Source organism: Vibrio sp. V04_P4A5T148 (assembly GCF_963875605.1).
Classification (GTDB): Bacteria; Pseudomonadota; Gammaproteobacteria; order Enterobacterales; family Vibrionaceae; genus Vibrio; species Vibrio anguillarum.
The window spans coordinates 48621-75340 of the sequence record NZ_CAWNMS010000091.1 but is presented as its reverse complement, the minus strand read 5'-3'; the positions used below and the strand labels follow the sequence as shown (position 1 = coordinate 75340).

At 44.4% G+C, this 26720-nt stretch carries 24 protein-coding genes; 16 read left to right on the top strand and 8 right to left on the bottom strand.

Annotated features, from left to right (window positions below; translation table 11 throughout):
* The first annotated feature begins 148 nt into the window (after positions 1–148).
* Positions 149–667 (top strand): DUF4442 domain-containing protein, encoded by a 519-nt coding sequence (locus AACT18_RS16685; protein WP_010318688.1) that lies wholly within the window; start codon positions 149–151, stop codon positions 665–667.
* Here AACT18_RS16685 and AACT18_RS16680 read toward each other — a convergent pair.
* Positions 664–1548 carry a LysR family transcriptional regulator gene (locus tag AACT18_RS16680; RefSeq protein ID WP_029388096.1) on the bottom strand — a complete coding sequence of 295 codons (885 nt, stop codon included), beginning with the start codon at positions 1546–1548 and terminating at the stop codon, positions 664–666. The genes AACT18_RS16685 and AACT18_RS16680 overlap by 4 nt on opposite strands.
* 117 nt (positions 1549–1665) lie before the next feature.
* On the opposite strand from AACT18_RS16680, the gene AACT18_RS16675 reads away from it, so the two are divergent.
* On the top strand, positions 1666–2112 hold the full coding sequence (locus AACT18_RS16675) for a CidA/LrgA family protein (RefSeq protein ID WP_017042726.1): 447 nt from the start codon (positions 1666–1668) through the stop codon (positions 2110–2112).
* Positions 2109–2810, top strand: a complete 702-nt coding sequence (locus tag AACT18_RS16670; RefSeq protein WP_013856339.1) for an LrgB family protein — start codon at positions 2109–2111, stop codon at positions 2808–2810. The genes AACT18_RS16675 and AACT18_RS16670 overlap by 4 nt, the downstream gene beginning before the upstream one ends.
* Positions 2811–2880: 70 nt before the next feature.
* On the opposite strand, the gene fldA is transcribed toward AACT18_RS16670, so the two are convergent.
* The 3 genes from fldA to AACT18_RS16655 all read right to left on the bottom strand — a co-directional run bounded on the left by fldA (position 2881) and on the right by AACT18_RS16655 (position 4563).
* A complete protein-coding gene (gene fldA, locus AACT18_RS16665) occupies positions 2881–3414 on the bottom strand; it encodes a flavodoxin FldA (protein ID WP_013856340.1) in 534 nt (177 codons plus the stop codon).
* 48 nt (positions 3415–3462) lie between these two features.
* Positions 3463–3684, bottom strand: a complete 222-nt coding sequence (locus tag AACT18_RS16660) for a DUF2788 domain-containing protein (protein WP_010318683.1) — start codon at positions 3682–3684, stop codon at positions 3463–3465.
* A gap of 108 nt (positions 3685–3792) precedes the next feature.
* Positions 3793–4563, bottom strand: a complete 771-nt coding sequence (locus tag AACT18_RS16655) for an alpha/beta fold hydrolase (protein WP_094124703.1) — start codon at positions 4561–4563, stop codon at positions 3793–3795.
* Between the two features lie 92 nt (positions 4564–4655).
* Between AACT18_RS16655 and seqA the strand changes: the two genes are divergently transcribed.
* Together seqA and pgm are read left to right on the top strand one after the other, a co-directional pair.
* Complete coding sequence (seqA, locus tag AACT18_RS16650) at positions 4656–5201, top strand: replication initiation negative regulator SeqA (RefSeq protein WP_010318681.1); 546 nt, start codon at positions 4656–4658, stop codon at positions 5199–5201.
* A 110-nt stretch (positions 5202–5311) separates the two neighbouring features.
* Complete coding sequence (gene pgm / locus AACT18_RS16645) at positions 5312–6958, top strand: phosphoglucomutase (alpha-D-glucose-1,6-bisphosphate-dependent) (protein WP_026028060.1); 1647 nt, start codon at positions 5312–5314, stop codon at positions 6956–6958.
* A 68-nt stretch (positions 6959–7026) separates the two neighbouring features.
* On the opposite strand, the gene AACT18_RS16640 is transcribed toward pgm, so the two are convergent.
* Positions 7027–7785 (bottom strand): DUF1853 family protein, encoded by a 759-nt coding sequence (locus AACT18_RS16640; protein WP_017042721.1) that lies wholly within the window; start codon positions 7783–7785, stop codon positions 7027–7029.
* A gap of 86 nt (positions 7786–7871) precedes the next feature.
* Between AACT18_RS16640 and AACT18_RS16635 the strand changes: the two genes are divergently transcribed.
* A complete protein-coding gene (locus AACT18_RS16635; protein WP_094125602.1) occupies positions 7872–8627 on the top strand; it encodes a Nif3-like dinuclear metal center hexameric protein in 756 nt (251 codons plus the stop codon).
* 85 nt (positions 8628–8712) lie between these two features.
* On the opposite strand, the gene AACT18_RS16630 is transcribed toward AACT18_RS16635, so the two are convergent.
* Positions 8713–10002 (bottom strand): citrate synthase, encoded by a 1290-nt coding sequence (locus tag AACT18_RS16630; RefSeq protein WP_017042719.1) that lies wholly within the window; start codon positions 10000–10002, stop codon positions 8713–8715.
* A gap of 396 nt (positions 10003–10398) precedes the next feature.
* Here AACT18_RS16630 and sdhC point away from each other — a divergent pair, with 396 nt between their 5' ends.
* From sdhC to sucD, 8 genes are all read left to right on the top strand, one after another.
* Positions 10399–10791, top strand: coding sequence for a succinate dehydrogenase cytochrome b556 subunit (gene sdhC / locus AACT18_RS16625; RefSeq protein ID WP_010318676.1), 393 nt, complete (start codon positions 10399–10401; stop codon positions 10789–10791).
* On the top strand, positions 10785–11132 hold the full coding sequence (sdhD, locus tag AACT18_RS16620; protein ID WP_010318675.1) for a succinate dehydrogenase, hydrophobic membrane anchor protein: 348 nt from the start codon (positions 10785–10787) through the stop codon (positions 11130–11132). Before sdhC ends, sdhD begins: the two co-directional genes overlap by 7 nt.
* Positions 11133–12899, top strand: coding sequence for a succinate dehydrogenase flavoprotein subunit (gene sdhA / locus AACT18_RS16615; protein WP_013856347.1), 1767 nt, complete (start codon positions 11133–11135; stop codon positions 12897–12899).
* A gap of 15 nt (positions 12900–12914) precedes the next feature.
* Entirely contained in the window at positions 12915–13628 is a 714-nt protein-coding gene (locus AACT18_RS16610; protein ID WP_013856348.1) for a succinate dehydrogenase iron-sulfur subunit, read from the top strand.
* Positions 13629–13717: 89 nt separating this feature from the next.
* Positions 13718–16528, top strand: a complete 2811-nt coding sequence (sucA, locus tag AACT18_RS16605; protein ID WP_094125177.1) for a 2-oxoglutarate dehydrogenase E1 component — start codon at positions 13718–13720, stop codon at positions 16526–16528.
* Positions 16529–16558: 30 nt separating this feature from the next.
* Positions 16559–17767, top strand: coding sequence for a 2-oxoglutarate dehydrogenase complex dihydrolipoyllysine-residue succinyltransferase (odhB, locus tag AACT18_RS16600; protein ID WP_017042519.1), 1209 nt, complete (start codon positions 16559–16561; stop codon positions 17765–17767).
* A gap of 201 nt (positions 17768–17968) precedes the next feature.
* A complete protein-coding gene (gene sucC / locus AACT18_RS16595; protein WP_013856351.1) occupies positions 17969–19135 on the top strand; it encodes an ADP-forming succinate--CoA ligase subunit beta in 1167 nt (388 codons plus the stop codon).
* Positions 19135–20007: a succinate--CoA ligase subunit alpha gene (gene sucD, locus AACT18_RS16590; RefSeq protein WP_013856352.1), complete on the top strand. Its 873-nt coding sequence runs from the start codon at positions 19135–19137 to the stop codon at positions 20005–20007. Before sucC ends, sucD begins: the two co-directional genes overlap by 1 nt.
* A gap of 77 nt (positions 20008–20084) precedes the next feature.
* Here the strand turns inward: sucD and znuB are convergent, their stop codons facing one another.
* Both znuB and znuC read right to left on the bottom strand, forming a co-directional pair.
* Positions 20085–20864, bottom strand: coding sequence for a zinc ABC transporter permease subunit ZnuB (gene znuB, locus AACT18_RS16585; protein ID WP_026027242.1), 780 nt, complete (start codon positions 20862–20864; stop codon positions 20085–20087).
* Positions 20857–21639 (bottom strand): zinc ABC transporter ATP-binding protein ZnuC, encoded by a 783-nt coding sequence (gene znuC / locus AACT18_RS16580; RefSeq protein WP_013856354.1) that lies wholly within the window; start codon positions 21637–21639, stop codon positions 20857–20859. Before znuC ends, znuB begins: the two co-directional genes overlap by 8 nt.
* Positions 21640–21723: 84 nt before the next feature.
* Here znuC and znuA point away from each other — a divergent pair, with 84 nt between their 5' ends.
* Together znuA and AACT18_RS16570 are read left to right on the top strand one after the other, a co-directional pair.
* Entirely contained in the window at positions 21724–22602 is an 879-nt protein-coding gene (znuA, locus tag AACT18_RS16575) for a zinc ABC transporter substrate-binding protein ZnuA (RefSeq protein WP_094125176.1), read from the top strand.
* Between the two features lie 172 nt (positions 22603–22774).
* A complete protein-coding gene (locus AACT18_RS16570; RefSeq protein ID WP_094144247.1) occupies positions 22775–26137 on the top strand; it encodes an AraC family transcriptional regulator in 3363 nt (1120 codons plus the stop codon).
* Positions 26138–26720 lie beyond the last annotated feature (583 nt).

The window sequence follows — 26720 nt, the reverse complement described above, 5'->3', positions numbered from 1 at the left end:
ACTGCTAACAATAAACCACGAAGTTCAAAGGGTTACTTTATATTTGTCACAAAGCCGCGCAATATCACTGATATAACAGCTCTTACCAGTTACAATTGCGTAACATTTATTAGTGATTGAGTCGATAGGTTTAAAAGGTGAGCACGGAATGAATCACTCTTTAGCAAGATTTTATAAGCCAAATATTGTTAAGTGGGCGTTAAATAGCTGGCCCCCTTTTTGGGGCGCTGGTATCCACATTGATGAAATTAGTAGCGACTTCCGTCAGGTGAAAATGCGCCTAAAGCTGCGGTGGTGGAACAAAAATGCCAATCGCACTCAGTATGGTGGCAGCATTTTCTCTCTTACTGACCCTGTTTACTCGTTGATGTTAATGGGGATTTTGGGTGAGCAATATTACGTATGGGACAAAGAGGCCAGCATCAACTTTATCAAACCGGGCCATTCTGATTTGTATGCGGAGTTTCTGATAACGCAAGACCAACTGGATTCAATCTTAGTGAGCACGGCCAATGGGGATAAATGCTTTCCGGAATTTGTTATCCATGTTAAGGATGCCAAAGGCGAAGTGGTCTCTGAAGTGCAACGTAAATTGTACGTGCGCAAAAAACCTAAATATAGAGAAGAGAGTGATGCAGACAAAATGGTTACTTTTTGTGATCGCTAAGGCTGTTCGTTCTGCATTTGGCACAGCTCAATCCAAGCTTCGGCGGTGCGAGAAACGTACCGTTCCGCGTGCCATATTAATCCTAAGTGCCAATCAATACTGGGTGTCATCGGTTTGACTAAGACGCCTTCTCCTTGAATTCGTCGACAAAGTGGTTCGGGTAGAAAGGCAACGCCTACGCCACTTTTGACCAACGCGACTAAAAAATCCCATTGGCTACTGCGCGCTGCAACTTGTGGTGTAAATCCGTGTTGTAGGCAGAATGAGTGGATGTAGTCACTCAGCGTAAAATCATGGGTATAGAGGTAAAATGGCTCATTTTGTAGTTGCTCCCAACCGATAGCTTCTTGCTGCTTCCAAGGGGATGTATCAGGGAGTACGGCGCAAATGGGGTAACTGTCTAAGGAGAGTGACCGCAGATTGTCAATCGGATGAGGCGAAAGCATGGTGACGGCTACGTCAATTTCGCCATTGAGAATAGCTTGCTCTATTTTACGTCCGCCATACTCAACGATGGTGAGCTCTACATGAGGGTAGGTTTGACGGTATTGGCGGATCAGACCTGCGTAAAGGTGTCCAACCATTGGTGGAATACCGAGATGCAGTTGTCCCCGCTTTACCTGATTGAGATCGACCAATTCGGCTTCTAACTGAGACATCTGCGCTAAGATCTCTAGCGCTCTTTGATAGACAACCTCTCCTGCATCGGTAAGCCAGAAACGTCGACCTTCACGATGTAATAGTGGCTGTTCAATTTCCTGCTCTAGACTGCGGATCATCTTACTGATGGTGGGTTGGGTGACGAACAGTTGCTCGGATGCGCGGGTAAAGCTTTGTTGATTGACCAACTCAACAAAATAGCGCAGTGCTTTAATATCCATAATATCTCCTTTTTATCATTCCATTTTGGCATGAAAATGATAATAAAAAGTCATTTTACGATGGTTTTATGGCTTAATATAATGTGACTAATTTCACAAAACGGCATTAGTCTCATCATGCAAAGAATAAGAAACAGCCAAAGAGTAAAAAACAATCTGCAAACAGTGGTACAAGTTGCTGCGTTATCAATGATCTGGTTTTTGGCGGATTTTCTAGTCAGCACTTTTCATATTCCTTTACCAGCAAATTTAACGGGCATGCTATTGCTGTTAACTTTAGTGATTATGCGAGTTGTAAAAGTTGATTGGCTGCGCAAGGGAGCAACTTGGTTATTGGCGGAAATGCTGTTGTTCTTTGTACCAGCGGTCATTGCGGTCGTTAACTATCAAGAGTTAATGCAACAGCAAGGGTTACGAATTATGGCGGTACTTGTCATCAGTACCATCATGGTCATTGCTATTACTGCTTGGACCGTTGATAAAATGTATCGTTTAGAGCTGATATTAGCGCGTAGAAAAAGCAACCGGGCAATACGCCTAACCAAAGTGGAGCGTTCATCATGAGCTCACTACTTACCTCAACGCTGCTTGGTGTATTTTGCTTGCTGTTAACCTTGGCTTTTTACTATGGCAGCAAGTGCCTTTATCAACGTAAACGTTCTATTTTTTTAATGCCGCTGCTATTGGCCCCTATATTGTTAGTGGCTGTTGTGATGATCTTTCACATCCCTTACCAAACCTATATGGCAGAATCTCATTGGTTATTGTGGCTACTTGGTCCGGCGACAGTGGCTTTTGCTATTCCGGTCTATGACAACCGATTGTTGATCAAGCGCCACTGGCTCTCTCTATCCGTTGGAGTGATCGTATCGGTTGTGGTGGCTGTGGGAAGCACGGTTTTGTTGGCTCGTTGGTTTGAATTACCCGATATGCTTCAGCGCAGTTTAGCGATGCGCTCGATTACCACGCCTTTTGCTGTTGAGGCGACGAAGTCAATTGGTGGGCAAAGTGATCTGACTGCTCTATTTGTGGTACTTACTGGGGTGATAGGCATGGCGGTAGGTGAAGTGGTGTTAGCGTTATTATCCATTCGCTCTGGGCTTGGTAAAGGAGCCAGTCTTGGCGCTTCCGCGCACGGTGCAGGAACGGCAAAAGCGTATCAAATTGGCAATGCTGAAGGGGTAGTGTCGAGTGTGGTGATGATGATTGCGGGCATGGTCACTGTGTTGCTTGCTCCATTTATCGGCCGTCTACTTTGGTAAAGAAAAGAGTGCTGTTGTATACGGGTCAATAAAAAATCCCCTCGCAAGGGGATTTTTTATGTTTAAGAGATTAGCCTTCAAGTTCAGCTAAACACATCTCTTCATAAATCTGCTTAACCCATGTGCTGACGCGCTGTTCAGTCAACTCTGGTTGACGATCTTCATCGATGCATAAACCAATAAAGTGGCTATTGTCACCTGCAACCAAGGCTTTAGAGGCTTCGAATTCATAACCTTCAGTTGGCCAGTGGCCAATAATCGTTGCACCTTTGCTTTCGATAATGTCACGCACTGTACCCATCGCGTCACAGAAGTATTCAGCGTAGTCTTCTTGATCGCCGCAACCGAAAATAGCAACTAATTTCGTCGAGAAGTCGATCGCTTCTAACTCTGGGAAAAAATCATCCCAATCACACTGCGCTTCACCGTAGTACCAAGTAGGGATACCCAGTAACAATAAGTCAAAATTATCAATGTCTTCTTTGCTGCTTTTCGCAATATCTTGAACGTGAACGAGCTGCTTACCCAGTTGCTTTTGAATCATTTTCGCAACGGCTTCAGTATTACCGGTATCGCTACCAAAGAAGAGGCCTACACTTGCCATAGAATCATTACCTTTAATTTGTCATTTTCTGGCGGATGAGCGTGTTCTTTATCCCAGTCCGGTGCCTTCCCAACTGAGTTGGATAAGTCCTTTAAGGATAAAGCCAGCACAACCTAAAAACAGAACTAGCCATACAATACGGCGCCCAAATGGCGGTACATTACCTTGCTTAAGGACATCTTTTATTGCCATACCGATAAGGAAAAATATAGACGCAAAAAGAAGATCGAGTCCAATCGACTCAAGCATGTTCATGTAGTCGTACAGCATGGGTATCCTTTATGCCAATTTGCTTGAGCGCACTATAACACTGTTATTCGTCAAAGTTAATGCGCGCATTGGTACCTATTTCACACTTGTTGTTTCACAGTAAAGCGGCTAGCTGCCAATGAACTTCCTGATCGCTCGTAAAACTTCAACGGGCTTTTCTGCGTGTAGCCAGTGCCCTGTGTTGGCGATGACGTGCGCTTTCGCTTGGCTAAACTGCTGCTGGATCATTTCTTGGTGTTCCGCTAGTAGATAGTCAGAGTTGCTGCCTTTAACCAATAAGGTTGGAACAGAGCTGCAAGGGATTGGTTCCCAGCCTAAAATATTCCAGTAATTTTTTTCAATGGCGGGAACATTAAAACGCCAGCTCATTACACCATCTTCTCGTTTAAATAACGATTTACTGAGAAATTGTCGTACGCCTTCTAGCTCAATATGTTGCGCTAAAATGGCCATGACCTCTGCTCGCGAGGTAGGCTGCTGTGCAATAACCGCGTTGAGCCCCGCCAGTACGTTATCATGTTTCCGATGCTGATAGCTGACGGGGGCCATATCTAAAACCACCAGTTTGGCGACTTTGGATGAGGCGATGTCAGCCAGCTTCATAGCAACTTTACCGCCCATTGAATGGCCAATCAGCGTGACTGAATCACAAGCTAACTCTTCGAGTAAACTAGCAACATCGAATGCCATGCTCGCGTAATCATGTTCCTCACTGTGAAATGATTGACCGTGATTGCGCAAGTCAATACTCAATACTTGGTGATCGGCTTTTAGGTCTCTTGCAAGTAAACCTAGGTTGTCTAAATTGCCGAATAAACCATGGATCAAAACAACGGTGTGACCTTCACCTTCGAGTTTGTAATTAAGAAGTACTGACATTTTATCTTATTAGTGATTGGTTTAACGTAGAGTATCAGTGAAGATCTCGCTATAATCCCTCAGAGTTTAAACATTGAGATTGTGAAAAGCGAATGAAAACAATTGAGGTTGATGAGGATCTATACCGTTATATTGCCAGCCAAACCCAACATATTGGAGAAAGCGCGTCGGATATTTTACGCCGTTTGCTCAATGTTGACGGTAAAGTGTCTGCAGCAGCGGTCGTGACGCAAGTAAGTACCGAGCCCAAGGGCATTGTTGTGAGTAAAGATGCCGTACAAGAGATACAGATTGATAGCGTAAAAGAGATGCGTTCTTTGCTCATTTCTGATGAATTTGCGGCTTTGAAAAAAGCAATTGATCGTTTTATGTTGGTGCTTTCAACCTTATACCGTATCGATCCAGTAAGTTTTGCTGAAGCGACCTTAGTGAAAGGACGTAAGCGTGTGTATTTTGCTGACAACGAGCAAACCTTGCTTGCTAGTGGGCAGACAACCAAGCCAAGAGCGATTCCAAACACACCATTTTGGGTCATTACCAATAACAATACTAGCCGCAAACAACAGATGATCGAGCAGCTGATGGTATTGATGAATTTCCCGAGTGACATTATTGAGAAAGTGACGCACTCAATCTGATTTGTGCCCATTCATAGATAAAAATCTGATTCAAGCCTCATACTGCGGACCACTAAGTCCGTATCATGAGGCTTTTTATTTCGTTGTTATTTTAAGAAAGGATGTCAAAAATGGCTATGCACCCACGCGCCGGACAAAAAGCACGGCAGGAAGACTTACATAATATCCCTGCGCTCGTTGCAAACTACTTTTTACTTCAACCTGATGCGGCTAACCCAGACCATAAAGTGCAATTTGGTACTTCGGGGCATCGTGGTTGCGCGGATAAATCGACATTTAACGAAAACCACATTCTTGCTATTGCTCAAGCGGTAGCAGAAGTGCGCGCTCAGCAAGGAACCACTGGGCCGATTTTTGTCGGAAAAGACACGCACGCACTCTCTGAGCCTGCTTTTTCTAGTGTACTTGAAGTACTGATCGCTAATGAAATTGAAGTGATCGTTCAACAGGATAATGGCTATACGCCAACTCCGGGTATTTCACACGCAATCTTGACTCATAACTTGAAGCACGCGCAAAAAGCTGATGGCATTGTGATCACACCTTCTCATAATCCACCACAAGATGGTGGTATTAAATACAATCCTACCCATGGCGGCCCTGCTGAAGGGGAAATCACCCAAGCGATTGAAAACCGTGCCAATGAGATCATTGCAGAAGGCATGCAAGGCGTGAAGCGTCTGCCTATTATGTCGGCAAAGCAATCGCCGCTGTTTAAACAAGTTGATCTTGTGAAACCTTATATTGATGACTTAGTGAATGTGATTGATATGGAGGCCATCCAAAAAGCCAATCTAAAACTGGGTGTTGATCCGCTCGGTGGCAGTGGTATTGATTATTGGCGTCAAATTGGCAAAGCGTATCAGCTTGATTTAACACTGGTGAGCGAAGCGGTGGATCCGACATTCCAATTTATGTCACTCGATAAAGATGGTGTAGTGCGTATGGACTGTTCTTCTCCTTATGCAATGGCGGGGTTATTAGCGTTAAAAGATCAGTATGATCTCGCGTTTGGTAATGACCCTGACTACGACCGCCACGGCATTGTCACTCCGAAAGGTTTGATGAACCCAAACCATTTCTTAGCCGTATGCATCGATTATCTGTATCGTCACCGCAAGCAATGGCGTAAAGAAGTGGCTGTTGGTAAAACGTTAGTATCAAGTGCATTGATTGACCGTGTGGTCGCCGATCTTGGCCGTGAGCTGTGTGAAGTACCTGTCGGCTTTAAGTGGTTTGTTGATGGCTTATACAGTGGTCACTTCGGTTTTGGTGGTGAAGAGAGCGCAGGTGCGTCATTCCTGCGTAAAGACGGAACGCCTTGGTCAACGGATAAAGACGGTATTATCCTTTGCTTACTGGCGGCGGAAATCACCGCTGTCACAGGTAAAAATCCGCAGCAATATTATGAAGATCTGGCCGCGAAACATGGAGAGTCTAAATATAGTCGTATTCAAGCTGTCGCAAATGGCCCGCAAAAAGCAGTGCTGAGCAAATTATCACCAGAGATGGTCTCTGCGCAAACATTAGCGGGAGATGAGATCACAGCCCGCTTGACGCATGCTCCCGGCAATGGCGCAGCCATCGGTGGATTAAAAGTGACCACTGATTATGGCTGGTTTGCTGCTCGTCCATCAGGCACAGAAGATATTTATAAGATCTATTGTGAAAGTTTTAAGGGCGATGAGCACCTCAAGCAAATCGAAGCGGAAGCGCAACAGATTGTTAATCAAGTCTTTGCCGACGCTGGTTTGTAAGCAAACTTATCAATTAAAATAGGCGGCCAGAGGCCGCCTATTTTATATTTAGTCGTCTATTATCTTGGTTAAAGCTGAGGCCAACTGTCGGGAACGATGAACCAGAACTTTCCGCTGTCACTTTGGCAATGCACAAAACCATGCTCTTCATTTGCTGTGTAACGCGTGCAGTTTTTACCTTTCCCGCTAATCCATTGAGGCTTTTCCAGTAAGAATAACGCTTCATCTATTTGATGTGACTGGCTTTGATAACACCAAAAACCAGCAATTTGTGACGGATTGAGTTTATAACCTAGGCATTCACTAGGAACAGGCTCATCGTGAAAAGGGTTTACATATAAGCGCCCTTGCATCAGTAAATGACGGCTAACGTCACGCCAAAGTGGGTAAGCCGCACTAAATTGGGCTGATTGGGAAAGGGTCAATTGGTGGTTCAGCATATGTTCAAGTTTGAGATCTAATCGATCTTGAGCATTGGGACCATACCACAGCCCTTGATGTAGTAGGTAAAACTTCACTGCGACTTCCCAATGTTCATAACGCTGACTGCGTTTATTTTTGATGACAAAATCTAGCGAACCTAGTGTACTTCCTGCTTCGTTCAATTGAATTTCTTCAGAAACGGCGGAATAAGTGGGGTTTAGCGTAAACAATAAAGAACATAAATGCTGGTAGAGAAAGCCTAATCTAGGGTTCCCTCTATATTCTTCTTTCAATGTCGGAACATTGGGTAAAAAAGGGGTACGCGCCGCGACCACACCCTCTCCTTGGAAAAGAGTAGGGGTTGTCGACACCCAGTGTGCCAGTGTGTTGAGGTCCATTGTCATTAATTATTCTCGTCCTTATTTTTCGACATTCTAGCCTGAAATTGTTATAACCACGCTAATGATAAAACTCAATTTTGGAATGAAAGATGGATAATTTAAAACTTGAAGCTCTGCTCAATCAAAAGCTTAATCCTCAATTGATTAAAGACTATTGCCCTAATGGATTGCAAGTTGAAGGTCGCACTGAAATCAAAAAGATTGTGACGGGTGTGACGGCCTCGCAAGCGCTGATTGAACAAGCAATTGAACGAAATGCTGACGCTTTATTAGTGCATCATGGCTATTTTTGGAAAAGTGAGCCTGAGTCCATCCGTGGAATGAAAGGACACCGGATCCGAGCTTTGATACGAAATGATATAAACTTATACGCATATCACTTGCCGTTAGACATCCATCCAGAATTAGGCAATAACAAATTGCTAGCTGATTTGTTGGGGATTCATGTTGATGGCGGATTAGAAGGGCACCCGCAGTCGGTCGCCATGTTCGGCCATTTTGAACAAGCGTTGACAGCCGATGAGCTCAGTCAACGAATCGAGCAAGCTTTACAACGACGGCCACTGCACGTAGCTCCGAGCTCAAACAGAATCATCAAAACGGTGGGTTGGTGTACTGGTGGTGGACAAGATTTCGTCGATCTAGCGGCGCAGTACGGATTAGATGCGTTCATCTCTGGTGAAATATCAGAGCGGACTACCTACTCAGCAAGAGAGCAAAATATTCATTATTTTTCTGCAGGGCACCATGCCACAGAGCGTTATGGCGTTAAGGCTCTGGGAGAATGGTTAGCGAGCGAATATGGCTTTGAGGTTGAGTTTATCGATATCAATAACCCTGTGTAGTGGGCTTGTTTCTGATCAATGTATCAAATGAAAAAAGAGCGAGTGGGAACTCGCTCTTTTCTATTAAGTACTATGACTGGGTTTGCTATTCGCGTTCGTGTAACGGTTTAAAGTTACGCATTTTTTGACCAGTGTAAAGTTGGCGAGGACGGCCAATTTTATTATCTGGATCACTGTGCATTTCATTCCAGTGGGCAATCCAACCGATAGTGCGAGACATTGCGAAGATAACGGTAAACATAGAGATTGGAATACCGATAGCCTTCAGAATAATGCCTGAGTAGAAATCCACGTTAGGGTAGAGTTTTTTCTCAACAAAGTATTCGTCAGAAAGCGCGATGCGCTCAAGTTCCATCGCCACATCTAACAGTGGGTCTTGAATATTCAGCTCTTTGAGCACTTCATGGCAAGCCTCACGCATTACCGTCGCTCTTGGGTCGTAGTTTTTATAAACTCGGTGACCAAAACCCATCAAGCGGAATGGATCATCCTTATCTTTTGCTCTGACGACATACTCAGGAATGTTATCAACGTTGCCTATCTCTTCTAGCATACGCAGACAGGCTTCGTTAGCACCCCCATGAGCAGGCCCCCACAACGAGGCAATGCCAGCCGCAATACAGGCAAACGGGTTAGCACCAGAAGAACCGGCAAGGCGAACCGTTGAGGTTGACGCGTTTTGTTCATGATCGGCATGCAGTGTGAAAATTTTATCCATCGCGCGTGCAACCACAGGATTCACTTCATACTCTTCACACGGCGTTGCAAACATCATGTGTAGGAAGTTCTCGGCATAGCTTAAGTCATTACGCGGGTAGATAAATGGTTGGCCGACAGAATACTTGTAGCACATCGCCGCCAATGTTGGCATTTTTGAGAGTAGGCGGTAAGCCGCTATTTCTCGGTGTATATCATTATTAATATCAAGTGAATCATGGTAGAACGCAGCAAGCGCTCCAACCACACCACACATTACAGCCATTGGGTGAGCGTCACGGCGGAAACCGTGGAAGAAACTTGCGATTTGCTCATGAACCATAGTGTGACGCGTCACTGTATGTTTAAACTCTTCATATTGCTTACGATTAGGGGCTTCACCGTAAAGAAGAATATAACAAACTTCCAAGTAATCAGCGTTATTGGCTAATTGATCAATAGGGAAGCCGCGGTGCAGTAACACCCCTTTTTCGCCATCGATATAAGTGATTTGAGATTCACAAGATGCAGTGGCAAGAAAACCAGGGTCAAAAGTGAAGTATCCGTTGGCTCCTAGTTTACGAACGTCGATTACTTGTGGGCCTACAGTCCCATCCATAATCGGCAGCTCGATTGGCGCTTTACCTTCAATATGAAGGGTCGCTTTCTTATCTGCCATAACAATCTCCTTTGTTTATTATTTAATCCGTCCAGGATGTTTGTGTGACATTTTTTTACGTGTGTTCTTAATTAAAGTCAATTTTTCTCGTCTGATGTGTGCACTTGTTTTGATTTTTTATACATATAAAGTTAAAAATCTGTTCTGTGTAGCAAAAATTGTTACATCAATTGTATTAGAATGTTGCGAGCCGTATAGTGGCACTGAAAATTTTGGTGAACACCTTATAAATAAAAGGCTAGAAACTGTATTTCAGTATTGCATTCTGTCTTTGTTGTTAACGTAATTATTACATTTAACTGCGCGATATCGGGCTTTTTATGTTAAAATAATGTTAACTTTTGTGGGTTTTACAACCAAAATTCATTTATAACTATAAATGCTCAATGGAGCTGAGTGAGCAAGCCCGTGAAAGAAAGAAAGTCAAGACCTGTTAATTTAGATTTACAGACCATTCACTTTCCGATCAGTGCGATTGCATCCATCCTACACCGAGTGTCTGGGGTGATGATGTTCGTTGCGGTCGGAATTTTGCTGTGGTTACTCTCCCTCTCGTTAAGTTCTCCGGTAGGTTTTATGGAAGCCAGCAACATTGTGAATGGCTTTTTCGCAAAATTTATTTTATGGGGAATTTTAACAGCGCTGTCTTACCACATTGCAGGTGGTATACGCCATTTGCTGATGGACCTGGGCCACTTTGAAGAGTTGGAGTCAGGGGCTATGAGTGCCAAAGTCGCCTTCATCGCAACAGCAGTGCTTTCAGTTTTAGCGGGAGTATTGGTATGGTAAAACATGTTTCTTCTTTTGGTCGTAACGGAGTGCATGATTATCTGCTGATCCGTGCTTCTGCGATCATTATGACTCTTTATACTATCTACCTAGTCAGCTTCTGTGCTTTCTCTGGTGATATCTCCTATGTTTCATGGACACAGTTTTTTGGTGGAACCTTTACCAAAGTCTTCACAATGCTGGCGTTAGTCTCTGTCCTTATCCATGGTTGGATCGGTTTATGGCAAGTATTAACGGATTACATTAAGTGTTCTAAATTGCGTGGTGGCCTGCAATTGGTCGTTATCGCAGTGCTCTTTGGATACTTCTTCTCTGGCTTATTTGTATTGTGGGGTGCGTAAGTGACTATTCCAGTTCGTGAATTTGATGCCGTAGTGATCGGCGCTGGTGGTGCCGGCATGCGTGCAGCACTGCAAATTTCAGAGCAAGGTTTATCCTGTGCTCTGCTTTCTAAAGTTTTTCCAACACGTTCTCACACGGTTTCGGCTCAAGGTGGTATTACCGTTGCGTTAGGCAACGCGCATGAGGACCACTGGGAACAACATATGTATGACACGGTGAAGGGCTCCGACTATATTGGTGACCAGGATGCTATCGAGTACATGTGTAAGAATGGTCCAGAGTCGGTGATTGAACTAGAGAAAATGGGTTTGCCTTTTTCTCGTTTTGACAATGGCACCATTTATCAGCGCCCATTTGGTGGGCAATCCAAAAACTTTGGCGGTGAACAAGCGGCTCGAACCGCTGCTGCCGCTGACCGTACTGGTCACGCACTACTTCATACCTTGTATCAACAAAACATTAAATATAAGACCACTATTTTCTCTGAGTGGTACGCACTTGATTTAGTGAAAAATGAAGAGGGTGCAGTACTTGGCTGTACCGCCTTGTGTATGGAAACAGGCGAAGTTTGTTATTTCAAATCTAAAGCCACAGTATTAGCGACTGGCGGAGCTGGCCGTATCTATGCTTCAACCACCAACGCGCACATCAATACGGGTGATGGCGTGGGCATGGCTATCCGCGCTGGCGTCCCGATGCAAGATATCGAAATGTGGCAATTCCACCCAACAGGGATTGCTGGTGCTGGCGTTCTTGTGACGGAAGGGTGTCGTGGTGAAGGTGGTTATCTTTTAAATAAAGATGGCGAACGTTTCATGGAACGTTATGCACCAAACGCGAAGGATTTGGCTGGTCGCGATGTAGTAGCCCGCTCAATGATGATTGAGATCCGTGAAGGTCGTGGTTGCGATGGTCCATGGGGTCCACACATCAAGCTTAAACTGGATCACCTTGGCAAAGAAACTCTGGAATCTCGTCTGCCGGGCGTATGTGAGTTGTCACGTACGTTTGCTCATGTCGATCCAGTTAAAGAACCGATTCCAGTGATCCCAACCTGCCACTACATGATGGGAGGAGTACCGACTCAAGTTTCAGGTCAGGCGATTAAGCAAGATGCTAAAGGCGCTGATGTGGAAGTTCAAGGTTTGTTTGCGTGTGGTGAAATTGCATCAGTATCGGTGCATGGCGCGAACCGTTTGGGTGGTAACTCTCTACTGGATTTAGTGGTCTTTGGCCGAGCAACAGGCTTGCATTTGGGCGAAACGTTGAAAAAGCAAGCGGACGCAAAACCTGCCACAGAAGCGGACATTGAAAAATCGCTAGAACGTTACAACCGCTGGGAAAACAGTACAGGTGGTGAAGATCCCGCGCAAATTCGTAAAGATCTGCAACGTTGTATGCAAAATAACTTCTCGGTGTTCCGTGAAGGTGAAGCGATGGCTAAAGGTCTTGAAGAGCTTAAAGTGATTCGTGAACGTTTGAAGAACGCACATCTTTCAGACAAGTCAACCGAGTTCAACACTCAACGGATCGAGTGTTTAGAGCTGGAAAACTTGATGGAAACAGCATTTGCTACCGCGGTTGCTGCAAATTATCGTACCGAAAGCCGTGGAGCCCACGCTCGCTTTGACTATCCTGAACGCGATGATGCTAATTGGTTATGCCATTCAATTTACAACCCTGAGACTGAAAGCATGTCGAAGCGTAGCGTAAATATGGAACCAATTTATCGTGAAGCGTTTCCGCCTAAAGCGCGCACATACTAAGGAGAAGGCACTATTATGAAATTGAAATTCTCTTTGTATCGCTATAATCCGGATGTCGATCAAAAGCCTTACATGAAGGATTATCTGCTTGAAGTCGAAGAGGGCTCTGACATGATGTTGTTGGATGCACTCATTTTGCTGAAAGAGCAAGATCCCACCATTGCTTTTCGTCGCTCGTGCCGTGAAGGGGTGTGTGGATCTGACGGTTTGAACATGAACGGTAAAAATGGATTAGCGTGTATCACTCCATTATCCGCGCTTTTGGCCAAAGGCACGATCGTTATTCGACCTCTGCCTGGGCTACCAGTCGTCCGTGATTTAATTGTCGATATGGCCCAGTTTTATGAAAATTACGAGAAGGTTAAACCTTATCTTGTGACTGACGGAAACTTGCCTCCGGCTCGTGAGAACTTGCAATCACCAGAAGAGCGAGCGCATTTAGACGGTTTATATGAGTGCATTATGTGCGCTTGCTGCACAACTTCATGCCCTTCTTTCTGGTGGAACCCGGATAAGTTTATCGGCCCAGCAGGTTTGTTGGCGGCTTATCGTTGGCTAATTGACAGCCGAGATACTGCAACAGATGAACGTTTATCTAATCTTGATGATGCTTTTAGCGTTTTTCGTTGCCATGGCATCATGAATTGTGTAAGTGTTTGTCCTAAGGGATTAAATCCGACGAAAGCCATTGGACATATCAAATCAATGCTTGTGAACCGTTCGGTTTAAAATGAATAAAAATTGCAGGTCTTCGGACCTGCCTTTTATAGCTCGGCATAGACCGAAGCAAACGTGAAAACTACTGGTTAAGGGAAAATATGCACAACGGCGTGATGAAGGCATGGCTCGAGTCTTCACACTTGGCTGGCGCCAATGCAACTTACGTAGAGGACCTCTACGAACTGTATCTAAGTGATCCTGATCTGGTAAGTGAGGAGTGGAAACGTGTTTTTGATGGCTTGCCTGCGCAAGCTGACAATGTGGTTGAACAGCCACATTCACGTGTCCGTGACTACTTCCGACGACTCGCGAAAGAAACAAAGCATTACAATGTCCAAGTTAGTGATCCAGATGTCGATGCTAAGCAAGTAAGAGTCTTGCAGCTGATTAATGCTTACCGTTTTCGCGGTCATGAAGCGGCTCAACTCGACCCCCTAGGTTTATGGCAACGCCCATTAGTGGCAGAATTAGACCCAGCGTTCCACAATCTTAACGAAGGTGACTTCGAAGAAACTTTCAATGTCGGCTCTTTTGCTATCGGGCAAGAGACAATGAAATTGAAAGACATTTATCAAGCCCTCAACAAAACCTATTGCGGTTCCATCGGTGCAGAATACATGCACATTATCGACACTGAACAAAAGCGTTGGATACAACAACGTCTTGAATCAGTCGTTGGTCAACCTTCTTTCAGCAAAGAAGAAAAACGAATTTTCCTCGAAGAATTGACAGCCGCAGAAGGCCTTGAGCGTTATTTAGGCGCGAAATTCCCCGGTGCTAAGCGTTTTTCTTTGGAAGGTGGTGACGCGCTCATCCCAATGATGAAAGAGTTGATCCGTCATGCTGGTAGCACAGGTATGCGTGAAGTTGTGATTGGTATGGCGCACCGTGGTCGTCTTAACATGCTCGTCAACGTCTTGGGTAAAAAACCTCAAGATCTGTTCGACGAGTTTGCGGGTAAGCATGGTGAAAGCTGGGGAACGGGTGATGTTAAATATCACCAAGGTTTCTCTGCTGACTTTGCGACACCCGGCGGTGATGTGCATCTAGCCTTAGCATTTAACCCTTCGCATCTTGAAATTGTTAACCCAGTCGTAATTGGTTCAGTTCGTGCTCGACAAGATCGATTGGGAGATGAAGACGGTTCGACAGTGCTACCTATTTCGATTCATGGTGACTCTGCTATCGCTGGCCAAGGTGTCGTTGCCGAGACATTTAACATGTCTCAAGCGCGTGGCTATTGCGTGGGAGGGACGGTACGTATTGTTATTAACAACCAAGTTGGTTTTACCACGTCAAACCCTCGTGATACACGCTCGACTATGTATTGTACTGACATCGCTAAGATGGTTCAGGCACCCATTTTCCACGTCAATTCTGATGATCCAGAAGCAGTTGCTTTCGTCACCCGCATTGCGCTCGATTATCGTAATGAATTTAAGCGTGATGTCGTCATTGATCTGGTTTGTTATCGCCGTCACGGCCATAACGAAGCCGACGAGCCAAACGCAACTCAACCGCTGATGTATCAAAAGATCAAAAAGCATCCTACGCCGCGTAAGCTTTATGCCGATGTTTTGATAGAGCGTGGTGAGTTTGATATCGAGATTGCCACACAGTTAGTCAACGAATATCGTGATGCTCTGGACCATGGTGAAGTCGTGGTGAAAGAGTGGCGTCCAATGGCACTGCATTCTGTTGATTGGTCACCGTATATTGGCCATGAATGGGATATGGCATGGAATAATAAAGTTGACCTTGAGCGTTTAAAAGAGCTGGGTAACCGAATTTGTCAGTATCCAGAAAGCCATAAACTGCAAAGTCGTGTGGATAAAATCTATACCGACCGACAAGCGATGGTTAATGGAGAGAAGCTTCTCGATTGGGGTATGGCTGAAACGCTGGCTTATGCAACCTTAGTTGATGATGGAAAGCGAATCCGCATTTCGGGGCAAGACTCTGGGCGTGGAACCTTCTTCCACCGTCACTCGGTATTGCATAACCAAAGTGACGCAAGTACCTATATTCCATTGGCGAATATCCATGATAAACAGGGTCCTTTTGAAGTATTGGATTCGGTTTTGTCGGAAGAAGCAGTGCTAGCTTTTGAATATGGCTACGCGACAGCGGAGCCGAGTGGTTTGACGATTTGGGAAGCTCAGTTTGGTGATTTCGCCAATGGAGCTCAAGTCGTGATTGACCAGTTCATCTCTTCCGGTGAACAAAAATGGGCGCGTTTGTGTGGTTTAACCATGCTGCTACCTCATGGTTATGAAGGGCAAGGCCCGGAGCACTCATCAGCACGCCTAGAGCGTTATTTGCAACTGTGCGCCGAACAAAACATGCAAGTGGTGGTTCCCTCTACGCCAGCGCAGGTATACCACATGCTGCGTCGTCAGGTTGTTCGTCCAATGCGCCGACCATTGATCGTTATGTCACCAAAATCGTTGCTGCGTCACCCACTATGTATATCAACACTGGAAGACTTGGCTGACGGATCGTTTTTGCCGGCTATCGGCGAAGTTGACGATCTCAACCCAGCGAACGTCAAACGTGTTGTGTTCTGCTCTGGTAAGGTTTACTACGACCTGCTTGAACAGCGCCGCAATAACGAACAAGGTGATGTTGCTATCGTCCGTATTGAACAGCTATATCCATTCCCGAAAGAAGAAGTGGAAGCGGTTATCGCTCAATACACTAATGTTGTTGACTATGTATGGTGCCAAGAAGAGCCTCAAAACCAAGGTGCTTGGTACAGTAGCCAACACAACTTCCGTTCTGCCATTCCAGTCGGTGCTGATCTGAAATACGCAGGTCGCCCTGCATCAGCATCACCAGCCGTTGGTTATATGTCGGTACACTTGAAACAACAAAAAGCGTTGGTTGAAGACGCTCTGACCCTAGCTTAACGAACTAGAAGTAAAAGGAAGACACAGATTATGACAATTGAAATTCTGGTTCCAGATCTACCTGAATCAGTGGCTGATGCAACAGTCGCGACATGGCATAAAAAGCCAGGTGAAGCCGTCGCTCGTGATGAAGTACTCGTTGAGATTGAAACTGATAAAGTAATTCTTGAAGTGCCAGCGCCTGAGGCGGGTGTTCTCGAAGCCATTATCGAGCAAGAAGGTGCGACGGTGCTTTCGAAACAGTTATTGGCGAAATTGAAACCCGGTGCCGTTGCAGGTGAACCGACGAAAGATACCACCAACGATACAGAGCCGTCTCCTGATAAACGCCACAAAGCCACACTGACAGACGAAACGAATGATGCGCTTAGCCCTGCGGTACGCCGTTTACTCGCCGAGCATGGTTTGGAAGCAAGCCAAGTGAAAGGCTCTGGTGTGGGTGGACGTATCACGCGTGAAGATATTGATGCTCATCTAGCAGCCGCAAAATCAGCGTCAGCAGTTGCTCCAAGTCAACCTGAGCCTGTCGTTGCGATGGCGCGCAGTGAAAAACGTGTCCCGATGACGCGTTTGCGTAAACGTGTTGCGGAGCGTCTGCTTGAGGCAAAAAATAGCACGGCGATGTTGACGACGTTTAATGAAGTTAACATGAAGCCTATCATGGATCTTCGTAAGCAATATCAAGGTCTGTTTGAAGAGAAACACGGTATTCGTTTAGGCTTTATGTCTTTCTACGTGAAAGCGGTAACAGAAGCGTTAAAACGTTACCCAGAAGTGAATGCATCTATTGATGGCCAAGATATTGTGTATCACAGCTATTTTGATATTAGCATGGCAGTTTCAACGCCTCGTGGCTTAGTGACTCCGGTTCTTAAAGATTGCGATACGCTAAGCCTTGCCGAAATTGAGAAGGGCATCAAAGAGCTTGCACTCAAAGGAAGAGATGGCAAATTGACGGTTGAAGAACTGACTGGCGGTAATTTCACGATTACGAATGGCGGTGTGTTTGGATCGTTAATGTCAACACCGATCATTAATCCGCCGCAAGCGGCCATATTGGGTATGCACAAAATCCAAGACCGCCCAATGGCTGTGGATGGCAAAGTGGAAATTTTACCAATGATGTACCTAGCACTTTCTTATGACCACCGTTTGGTGGATGGCCGTGAGTCAGTTGGTTTCCTTGTTACAGTAAAAGAGCTACTTGAAGATCCAGCACGTCTGCTACTGGACGTGTAACCTCACTGAACGTTGTTCAGTGAATTTAAGGCTAGGCAGGCTCACGTCTAGCCTTCATTTAAGCAAAAGGCTACAAGCTATCCTCTTGGATAAATTGCAGCCGCTTAATTTGAGAAGCACCCTACAGATATATGGCGCAGCATAGCTGCCGCTTTATGGAAATAATAAATCCCCTAAGGGATAAACAAACGGAAGAACATAATGAATTTGCATGAATATCAAGCCAAACAGCTGTTTGCAGAATTCGGTTTGCCTGTACCGGAAGGTTATGCCTGTGATACTCCACAAGAAGCTTTTGAAGCGGCGGGTCGGATTAGCACAGCGAAGAAAGTTGTTAAGTGTCAAGTGCATGCAGGTGGTCGCGGTAAAGCGGGTGGCGTTGAGTTGCACGACACTAAAGATGGTGTCAAAGAGTTTGCTCAAAAATGGCTAGGTAAACATCTGGTTACTTATCAAACGGACGCAAATGGCCAGCCAGTATCAAAAATTTTGGTTGAAGAAGCCTCTAATATCGCGAATGAGCTTTACTTAGGCGCAGTCGTCGATCGTGCGACTCGTCGTGTCGTGTTCATGGCCTCAACAGAAGGCGGCGTGGAAATTGAAAAAGTAGCGGAGGAGACTCCTGAGCTGATTCATAAAGCCGCGATTGATCCTTTGGTTGGTCCGCAAGCCTACCAAGGCCGAGAACTTGCTTTCAAACTTGGCTTGGAAGGTGACCAAATTAAGCAATTTGTGAAGATCTTTCTAGGTCTTGGCGCTATGTTTACCCAGTATGATCTTGCACTGCTAGAAATCAACCCATTAGTTGTCACCGCTGAAGGGAACTTGTTGTGCCTTGATGGCAAGATCAACATCGACTCAAACGCACTTTATCGTCAACCTAAACTTCGCGAAATGCACGATCTCTCACAAGAAGATGAGCGCGAAGCTCATGCTGCTCAGTGGGAACTGAACTATGTTGCTCTTGATGGTAATGTTGGCTGCATGGTGAACGGTGCTGGCCTTGCAATGGGCACTATGGATATTGTTAACCTTCATGGCGGAAAACCTGCAAACTTCCTTGATGTTGGTGGTGGCGCAACCAAAGAGCGTGTTGCTGAAGCGTTCAAAATCATTTTGTCTGATGACAACGTGAAAGCCGTATTGGTTAATATTTTCGGTGGTATCGTACGTTGCGATATGATTGCAGAAGGCATTATCGGTGCGGTGAAAGAAGTTGGTGTAACGGTTCCCGTAGTCGTGCGTTTGGAAGGTACAAATGCGGAATTAGGACGCGGAGTACTTGCAAATTCTGGTCTTGATATCATTGCAGCTGAGTCGTTAACGGACGCAGCTCAGAAAGTTGTTGCTGCGGCGGAGGGTAAATAATGTCGGTACTTATTAATAAAGACACCAAAGTAATCTGCCAAGGTTTCACTGGTGGCCAGGGAACTTTCCACTCCGAACAGGCGATTGCCTACGGTACACAAATGGTCGGTGGGGTTTCCCCGGGTAAAGGTGGTCAAACTCACCTTGGTCTGCCTGTATTTAATACGGTGCGTGACGCAGTGAAAGCAACGGGTGCAACGGCAACCGTTATTTATGTACCTGCACCATTTTGTAAAGACGCTATTTTAGAAGCAATTGACGCTGGTATTGAACTTATTGTGACGATCACTGAAGGTATACCGACTACCGATATGATTGACGTAAAAGTGAAGCTCGAAGAGACTGGTGTGCGTATGATTGGCCCGAACTGTCCGGGTGTGATTACACCGGATGCGTGTAAGATCGGCATCATGCCAGGCCACATTCATAAGAAAGGAAAAGTGGGTATTGTTTCTCGTTCAGGAACGCTAACTTATGAAGCCGTTAAGCAAACAACAGATGAAGGCTTTGGTCAGTCAACGTGTGTTGGTATCGGCGGTGACCCAATCCCGGGCTCTAACTTTATTGATATCTTGAAACTATTCCAAGACGATCCTGAAACAGAAGCGATTGTGATGATTGGCGAGATCGGTGGTACAGCCGAAGAAGAAGCCGCTGCATTCATTAAAGAGAATGTCACGAAACCGGTGGTGTCTTATATTGCTGGTGTGACTGCGCCTCCGGGTAAACGGATGGGCCATGCTGGCGCTATCATTTCTGGTGGCAAAGGGACAGCTGATGAGAAATTTGCAGCGCTTGAAGCCGCGGGTGTGAAAACCGTCAAAAGCCTTGCTGATATCGGAAAAGCATTGCGTGAAGTGACGGGTTGGTAATCACGCCTCCCTCAGTTTGAAGACAAACCCCGAACCTTGTTTCGGGGTTTTTACTTTAGATTCAATAGGTTTTGATACTAGCGTTTTACAAGTTGACTGCACATAAACATCGTTGTAGCCGTCACGACAACCGAAGGGCCTGCAGGTGTGTCAAAATGCCACGAGAGGATTAGCCCGCCCAGCACAGCTAAAGCGCCGACCAAAGAAGCCAATATTGCCATCTGCTCTGGGGTTTTTGTGAGTCGTCTAGCGGTCGCCGCGGGAATAATCAGCAGCGATGTCATAATCAGAGCACCAACAAATTTCATTCCTAGTGCAATCACCACCCCAATTAATAGCATTAGCAGCAAACGCATTAAATCAACGTTGATACCCTCAACAAACGCAAGCTCTTCGTTCACTGTAGTTGAAAGTAATGGCCGCCAAAAAAGAAATAGCAGTGCACTTACTGCAATCGCTCCCCCCCAAATGAAGGCTAAATCGGTAAAGTTCACTGCCAATAAATCGCCAAAGAGATAGCTCATTAAATCGATGCGAACGTTATCAAGGAAGCTTACTGCAATGAGACCAATGGATAACGAGCTGTGAGCGAGAATGCCGAGCAAAGTGTCTGTCGCCACAAGCTGCTGTTTCTGCATAGTAACCAAAATGATTGCAAGCCCAAGACAGCAAACGAGCAACGCAAGATAAAGGTTGATATCAAGCAAAAAGCCTAGCGCCAATCCCATCAGCGAGGCGTGTGCGAGGGTATCGCCAAAATAAGCCATTTTTCGCCAAACCACGAATGACCCAAGGGGACCTGCGATAACGGCAATACCAAGGCCTGCTAATATTGATGGAAGAAGAAATTCAATCATGATGGTGACCGTGTGAATGATTTGAACAGCAAGTTGCATCTCCTTTCACAGGTTGGCCTGCTAAGTCGTGATGATGCTGATGTTTGTGATGGTAAAAAGCTAAGGCTTCGCGATTGCGCGTACCAAATAAAGCGATATAGCTTGGGTGTTGAGTAATCGTTGCAGGTGAACCGAAACAGCAAACATGGTGATGAAGACAGATAACATCATCCGTTTTTGCCATCACCAGATGCAAATCGTGAGAGACCATGAAGACACCACAGCCGAAACGATGTCGTATGGCATCGATAAGATCATACAGATCAATTTGCCCTTGCACGTCAACACCTTGAGCTGGTTCATCAAGAATTAGAATATCTGGGCGCTGTAGCAATGCACGGGCGATAAGAATCCGTTGTGTTTCACCACCGGACAGCTTATGCATATCATAATCAAGAAGATGCTCGGCCCCGACTAGTCTGAGTGCGTCTAGCAACTCTTGTTGACTAAAACGTCCGGCCAAACTTAAAAATCGTTTAACGGGGAGTGGTAACGCGTCATTAAGTTTTAACTTTTGAGGAACATAACCAATTTTAAGGTTTTTTACGCGCGTCATCGTTCCGCTATGGACGGGCTGTAGCCCGAGCAATACTTTAACGAGCGTCGACTTGCCCGCACCATTAGGACCTATCAGTGTGGTAATCTTCCCTTTTTCTAGGTTGATACTGACATTGTCCAAAACACGGCGGTTGTTGAATTCGACACAAATGCCTTGCAGCTGAATTAAGTTGGACATGAATGGAACTTATTTGCAATTCGGAAGTGTTATAATGTAACATTTCGTTCCCTTTAACGCTATATACCGAATGGAAAAACCATCATGTTGCGTCAGATTATGATCCTTCTTTGCTTAATAACATTATCGCCTTTGGCGTGGTCTACGGTCATTTTGACCAGCATCAAGCCGATTCAGATGATTACATATGAATTGACTCTCGATGTGAATGAACCAGAAGTACTACTGGGGGCAAATACCTCACCGCATGACTATGCGTTGCGCCCTTCTGATGTTAAAAAAGTCAGAGCGGCGGATTTAGTGATTTGGTATGGAAAAGACCTTGAGCCATTCTTAAGTAAGACATTAGCGAGTCACCACAACGTTTTGACCATCAGCCAAATTGATGGCCTGACACTGAGAGAGCTCAGTGGCGAACAACACGATCATGATGGGCATCACCATGGTATGTATGACCCACATTTTTGGCTTGGAACAGATCAAGCCAAGCAAGTGGCAGCGGCGATTACCGCAAGTTTAGTGAAAAGTGATAGCGCTAATGCCGAGCAGTATAAAGTAAACTTAGTCCGCTTTTTAGCTCAATTAGATTCGACCCATCAAGCAATCATGCAGAAGATGAGCAAAATTAGTGATAAAGGATATTATGTTTTTCATGATGCATACGGCTATTTTGAACAGCAATACCATTTGAATAACCTCGGCCATTTTACCGTTAGTCCTGACAGAAAGCCGGGTGCTAAAACCCTAATCACCATTAAAAATTCAATCATTAATAATGAAGCGAAATGCGTGTTTTCAGAACCTCAGTTTACCCCGGCGGTGATTGATACTGTGACTCGTGGCACTAAGGTTAAAACGGGAGTACTTGATCCATTAGGCGCAGATATCAAAGTGAAAAGTGGCAGCTATTTTGAGCTGTTAAATCAGCTGAGCAACAACTTTTACACTTGTTTGTCTCAATAGATGTACGCTGTATTGTATGTTGTACGATCTGCACTGAAATCTAGGATAAAGATTCACAGATTGTCGCTTTCTTAGCTTCAAAAAGCCTTATCTTTGGTTAGAATGTTTTGATAATTATCGCCACGAAAAAACAGTTTGCAATTTGGCGTGCTATTGATTGAGGCTCTGTCTGTTGAAAGGAAAGAACGACTATTTTAAACCTTTGCTCTGGATCTTGGGTTTTCTGACGCTTTTATTAGCGCAGGGGACACAAGCTCTAGACAAAGCACCTTCCATCTTCTATCCATTGCCAGCTCAGGCTCAAGGGAAAATTTTTGCCGCACAAAATTTGTTTCTAGGTGAAGAAGGGGGAATTTGGATACACGATGTGCATGGCAAAGTGGTTTTCTTTGATGGGCAAAACATCCTTCCCCGGCGTGGCTCAGTGCTTTCACAAGAGAGCGAAAATATTACCTATCTTAATAACGCTTTTTGGACGTTCATTGATAATGAACTTTATCGAACTTATCCCGCACAAGATCGCGAATTAGTATTTAGCTTAACGCCTGGAATCATCATAAAAAAAATAGGTTCGTCAGGTAATTTCATCTGGTTAGCCGATGAGACGCACTTTTATACATACCATGCGCAAACCCACAAGTTAGTTACTTATTCTTTTAAAGAAATGTATCAATTAAATCAAGCTAGTCGATTGATCGTTAATGATGCGAAGTTTGTGCTTTCTAAATGGGTATTAGCCACTAATGCTGGAGTCTATCTGTCAGATGGAGAGAGTTTTTCTCACGTGCTCAGCTCTGGTAAAAACTTCATTGAGAAACTCTATTTTTCCGAGAAACGTAGAGAGCTTGTGATTGGAATGCTCAATGGTGGGCTGATTATTGATGTCGAGGACCCAAAGCGCCAACAAAAGTTGGTTGGAGATTCCCATGTATTATCTGTTGCTGAGACAGATCAAGAGTATTGGATTGGTACTGAAGATGGATTATTTGTTCATTCGTTTTTGACAGGTAAAACCGTCAAGTTAGAAAGTAATGACCAAGACAATAATGGGTTACCAGGCAATAAAATTTATTCATTGGTCAATGACTTACAAGGTGGGATTTGGATCGCAACGGATAAAGGTGTTCGTTACTTTTCTCTGTTTGGACAAAAATTTAAGCGTCATTCCATTGCACCGCTCACCAATAATCCCATGACAAAAATTGTAACAAGGTCAGATAACAACGGGTATTTGTTTTTAACTCGACAAGGGTTGTACCAAGTCGATGCTGAAGATTGGCAAGAGCCTAAACTTATTTTCTCTGGAGAAGTGCATGATGTCGCTCAAATAGATGATCATTCTCTATGGATAGCTACACATACAGGCATCGTTATTTATCACTTGCAGACAAAAAAGATGATAGAAACGAGCGTTTTACCTCTGAAGCTGCGTTCGAATGATACTAAACATCTTGAATTTGATCATGAAGGACTGTTGTGGGGAGCAACAGGTAACCATTTGTGGTCATATCAGTTGGCCGATAACTCGCTAACCGATTTCGGTTCTGAATGGTTTGTTGATGCATTTTTACCTGCAAAAATAATAAAACTTAAGTCAACTCGGCGAGGGGTATTTATCGGCACTGACCATGGTGTTTATCTTTTTGACAAAGGCAAAATTGTTTTTCTCCGAGCGACTAGTCATTATGGACAAAGCATTGATATATTTGAGAGTAGCAAGGGCGATGTTTGGTTTGCTAGTGCTTATGGCGTCTTTGTTTTGGCACATGATCGTAGTGATATTCGATCTATTGATATGGTTGAAGAGAATATTAGCCCCAAATGTTTAACTGAAACGGGCAACGGTATTTGGCTGACTTCCTCACAAGGAATCTCGCTCTATAATCCTATGGGTGAGATGGTAAAGCATTTTGGTGATCCACACGGATTGATGAATAATGAATTTAAAAGTGGAGTTTGCGAATCAAGTATTATCAATAACCAACAGCAGTTGCTGCTAGGTTCCCGTTTTGGCTTAGTGACAGCATGGTCCTCTGAACTCACGGTTGCTACCCCTCCTAATACCAATATTATCTTTAGCCAAGTGAATGTCGATCACATTCCTGTCATGTTCGGTCGTGGTCGTTTTCAGACACTAGAACTGGAATATGGAAGTTCGATAAGCTTTTTGTTTGGTGCATTGCCAGAATCGAGAGCCTTATCATTGGAGTATCGTATAGCAGGGGATAAGGAGTGGCAGAGATTAGAAAGTGCTCAGTTGACACTTGATCACCTGTTACCTGGACACTATCGTTTGCTGGTGAGAAATTACAGTCCAAATCCGCAAAACAGTATGATAAACAGTCTATCATTTATTGTGGATAACCCGTGGTATTGGTCTTCATGGGCTATTGTTCTTTACCTTTGCCTTTCTATAGGCCTTATTGCTTTTGCTTCATGGTGGCGTTCTCGTTGGGTTACCAAAGTAAACCGAAAGTTAAAAGCTCAGGTGGCCTTGAAAACGGATCAACTACGGCATCAAAGCAAAATTGTTTTGACTAATAACCAGCAGTTGCGCAAGCAATTACAAATTCGCCATATCGTTGTTGAACAGATGTTAGATTCTATTACACCTACATTAAATCAGCTGATTTATCGCTCCCAACTACATCAACTCGCGCGACTTGAGTCTTTAGCTTTAAAAGTAAAACGTGAACTGGCGTTACTTCGTAATGTAAGAAATGATAAAACAGCGACTCAGTTGCTCTACGACCTATCGATCATCTTGAACTCTTGTGTGGACGGATGGCGTGAAGAGTTCGCGAAAGCGAATATTTCGTTGGCGGTGAACAATGAGCTTAAACAAGCTTATATTGAATCTGCCCATTTTAACCTAGACATCATTTTCAATACGCTACTGTCTGATGCGGTAAAACGTCTTTACAGAAATCAAGAGCTACAAATTCATTGTTATGAAAGGGAGAAAAGACTGTTTATTGTGATGATTGACTGTGGCGATCAGGTACAGTCTATCAATAGTGATAAGCGTATCTCTGGTTTTGAACTAGAGGAAATGCAACTGTTAGTACAGCGCAGTGGTGGGGAAATACATATTTTTTCATCGCCAGAACGAAATTTAGTTGAGCTTTCTTGGCCATCAGTTGAGCTTGTGAGTGATGCACCTGAAATGATCGTCGTAGAGGAGCATTCAGAGGACAAGTTTATTGATGTAACGGAAAAAGAGTGGCTTAAAAAAGTAGAAAAATTGGTACACAATTACTATTCAGATCCTGAATTTAGTACCTCTAGTGCGGCCAAATCACTCTTCGTATCGGAGCGTAGTTTGCAGCGTCGTTTTAAAGCGATCACCAATAAAACATTCAAAGAGTATCTAAATGAGATCCGCTTAGAGAAAGCGTGCCAATATTTGCTCGCAGGAGGAAAAGTCGCCCAAGTCGCTTTTGATTGTGGGTTTAATGATCCGTCTTATTTCAGCCAAAGATTTAAACATCACTTCGGTTTATCGCCAACCCAATTTGTTGATGATAACGAGTAATACCGCCCCTGATAAATAGTGATAACTTTCCCACTTGAAGCTGCAGCGATGTTAGCGACATTCAGTCACCCTAATCACAAAGCTTATTCAGGTGTGTGGAGATGAACTCACTTTCCGCCGGCCTGCAATCAAGCTGTATCTCCCTTCTTGATTAGATTGGCTGCTGTGTTAGCTGCGCATATTTGTCTATGCTTGCGTAGATACACTCATTAATACTCAAAGTCGTAATATCAATTTATTTTGGAAATAGCACTTACTCAATAAACAGGCTGGGTCGGTGATTGTGTTGCGGTAAAGATGAGATGAGTAGAAAAAAAAGATCGTGGTATAGCCGGGGGGACTATACCACGGGTGTCAATGACACCTTCGCTTGCTGCCGGAGTGATACGAGTAACACCCGTACCACCTCTGGAATTTGTATCTAAGGAGTAATTCCTTTCGATGGATTTACTATATGGCAAAGGACTTATTTCATTTATAAAATTAACGACAACCTAGTATAAGAAAAACGACAAAATACATAATTAACTATAACTAATTGATTTTAATTGTTTATTTTAATTTCATCTGTTTTTGTTTATTT

Coding starts and splice junctions, on each gene's coding strand:
- AACT18_RS16640 (WP_017042721.1), bottom strand. CDS start 7,785: ATGACAATGGACCTCAACACACTGGCACACTGGGTGTCGACAACCCCT.
- AACT18_RS16660 (WP_010318683.1), bottom strand. CDS start 3,684: ATGCTGTACGACTACATGAACATGCTTGAGTCGATTGGACTCGATCTT.
- fldA (WP_013856340.1), bottom strand. CDS start 3,414: ATGGCAAGTGTAGGCCTCTTCTTTGGTAGCGATACCGGTAATACTGAA.
- AACT18_RS16610 (WP_013856348.1), top strand. CDS start 12,915: ATGAAATTGAAATTCTCTTTGTATCGCTATAATCCGGATGTCGATCAA.
- sdhD (WP_010318675.1), top strand. CDS start 10,785: ATGGTAAAACATGTTTCTTCTTTTGGTCGTAACGGAGTGCATGATTAT.
- AACT18_RS16670 (WP_013856339.1), top strand. CDS start 2,109: ATGAGCTCACTACTTACCTCAACGCTGCTTGGTGTATTTTGCTTGCTG.
- pgm (WP_026028060.1), top strand. CDS start 5,312: ATGGCTATGCACCCACGCGCCGGACAAAAAGCACGGCAGGAAGACTTA.
- AACT18_RS16635 (WP_094125602.1), top strand. CDS start 7,872: ATGGATAATTTAAAACTTGAAGCTCTGCTCAATCAAAAGCTTAATCCT.
- AACT18_RS16655 (WP_094124703.1), bottom strand. CDS start 4,563: ATGTCAGTACTTCTTAATTACAAACTCGAAGGTGAAGGTCACACCGTT.
- AACT18_RS16680 (WP_029388096.1), bottom strand. CDS start 1,548: ATGGATATTAAAGCACTGCGCTATTTTGTTGAGTTGGTCAATCAACAA.
- znuC (WP_013856354.1), bottom strand. CDS start 21,639: ATGTCCAACTTAATTCAGCTGCAAGGCATTTGTGTCGAATTCAACAAC.
- AACT18_RS16675 (WP_017042726.1), top strand. CDS start 1,666: ATGCAAAGAATAAGAAACAGCCAAAGAGTAAAAAACAATCTGCAAACA.
- znuA (WP_094125176.1), top strand. CDS start 21,724: ATGTTGCGTCAGATTATGATCCTTCTTTGCTTAATAACATTATCGCCT.
- sucC (WP_013856351.1), top strand. CDS start 17,969: ATGAATTTGCATGAATATCAAGCCAAACAGCTGTTTGCAGAATTCGGT.
- znuB (WP_026027242.1), bottom strand. CDS start 20,864: ATGATTGAATTTCTTCTTCCATCAATATTAGCAGGCCTTGGTATTGCC.
- odhB (WP_017042519.1), top strand. CDS start 16,559: ATGACAATTGAAATTCTGGTTCCAGATCTACCTGAATCAGTGGCTGAT.
- sucA (WP_094125177.1), top strand. CDS start 13,718: ATGCACAACGGCGTGATGAAGGCATGGCTCGAGTCTTCACACTTGGCT.
- AACT18_RS16630 (WP_017042719.1), bottom strand. CDS start 10,002: ATGGCAGATAAGAAAGCGACCCTTCATATTGAAGGTAAAGCGCCAATC.
- seqA (WP_010318681.1), top strand. CDS start 4,656: ATGAAAACAATTGAGGTTGATGAGGATCTATACCGTTATATTGCCAGC.
- sucD (WP_013856352.1), top strand. CDS start 19,135: ATGTCGGTACTTATTAATAAAGACACCAAAGTAATCTGCCAAGGTTTC.
- AACT18_RS16685 (WP_010318688.1), top strand. CDS start 149: ATGAATCACTCTTTAGCAAGATTTTATAAGCCAAATATTGTTAAGTGG.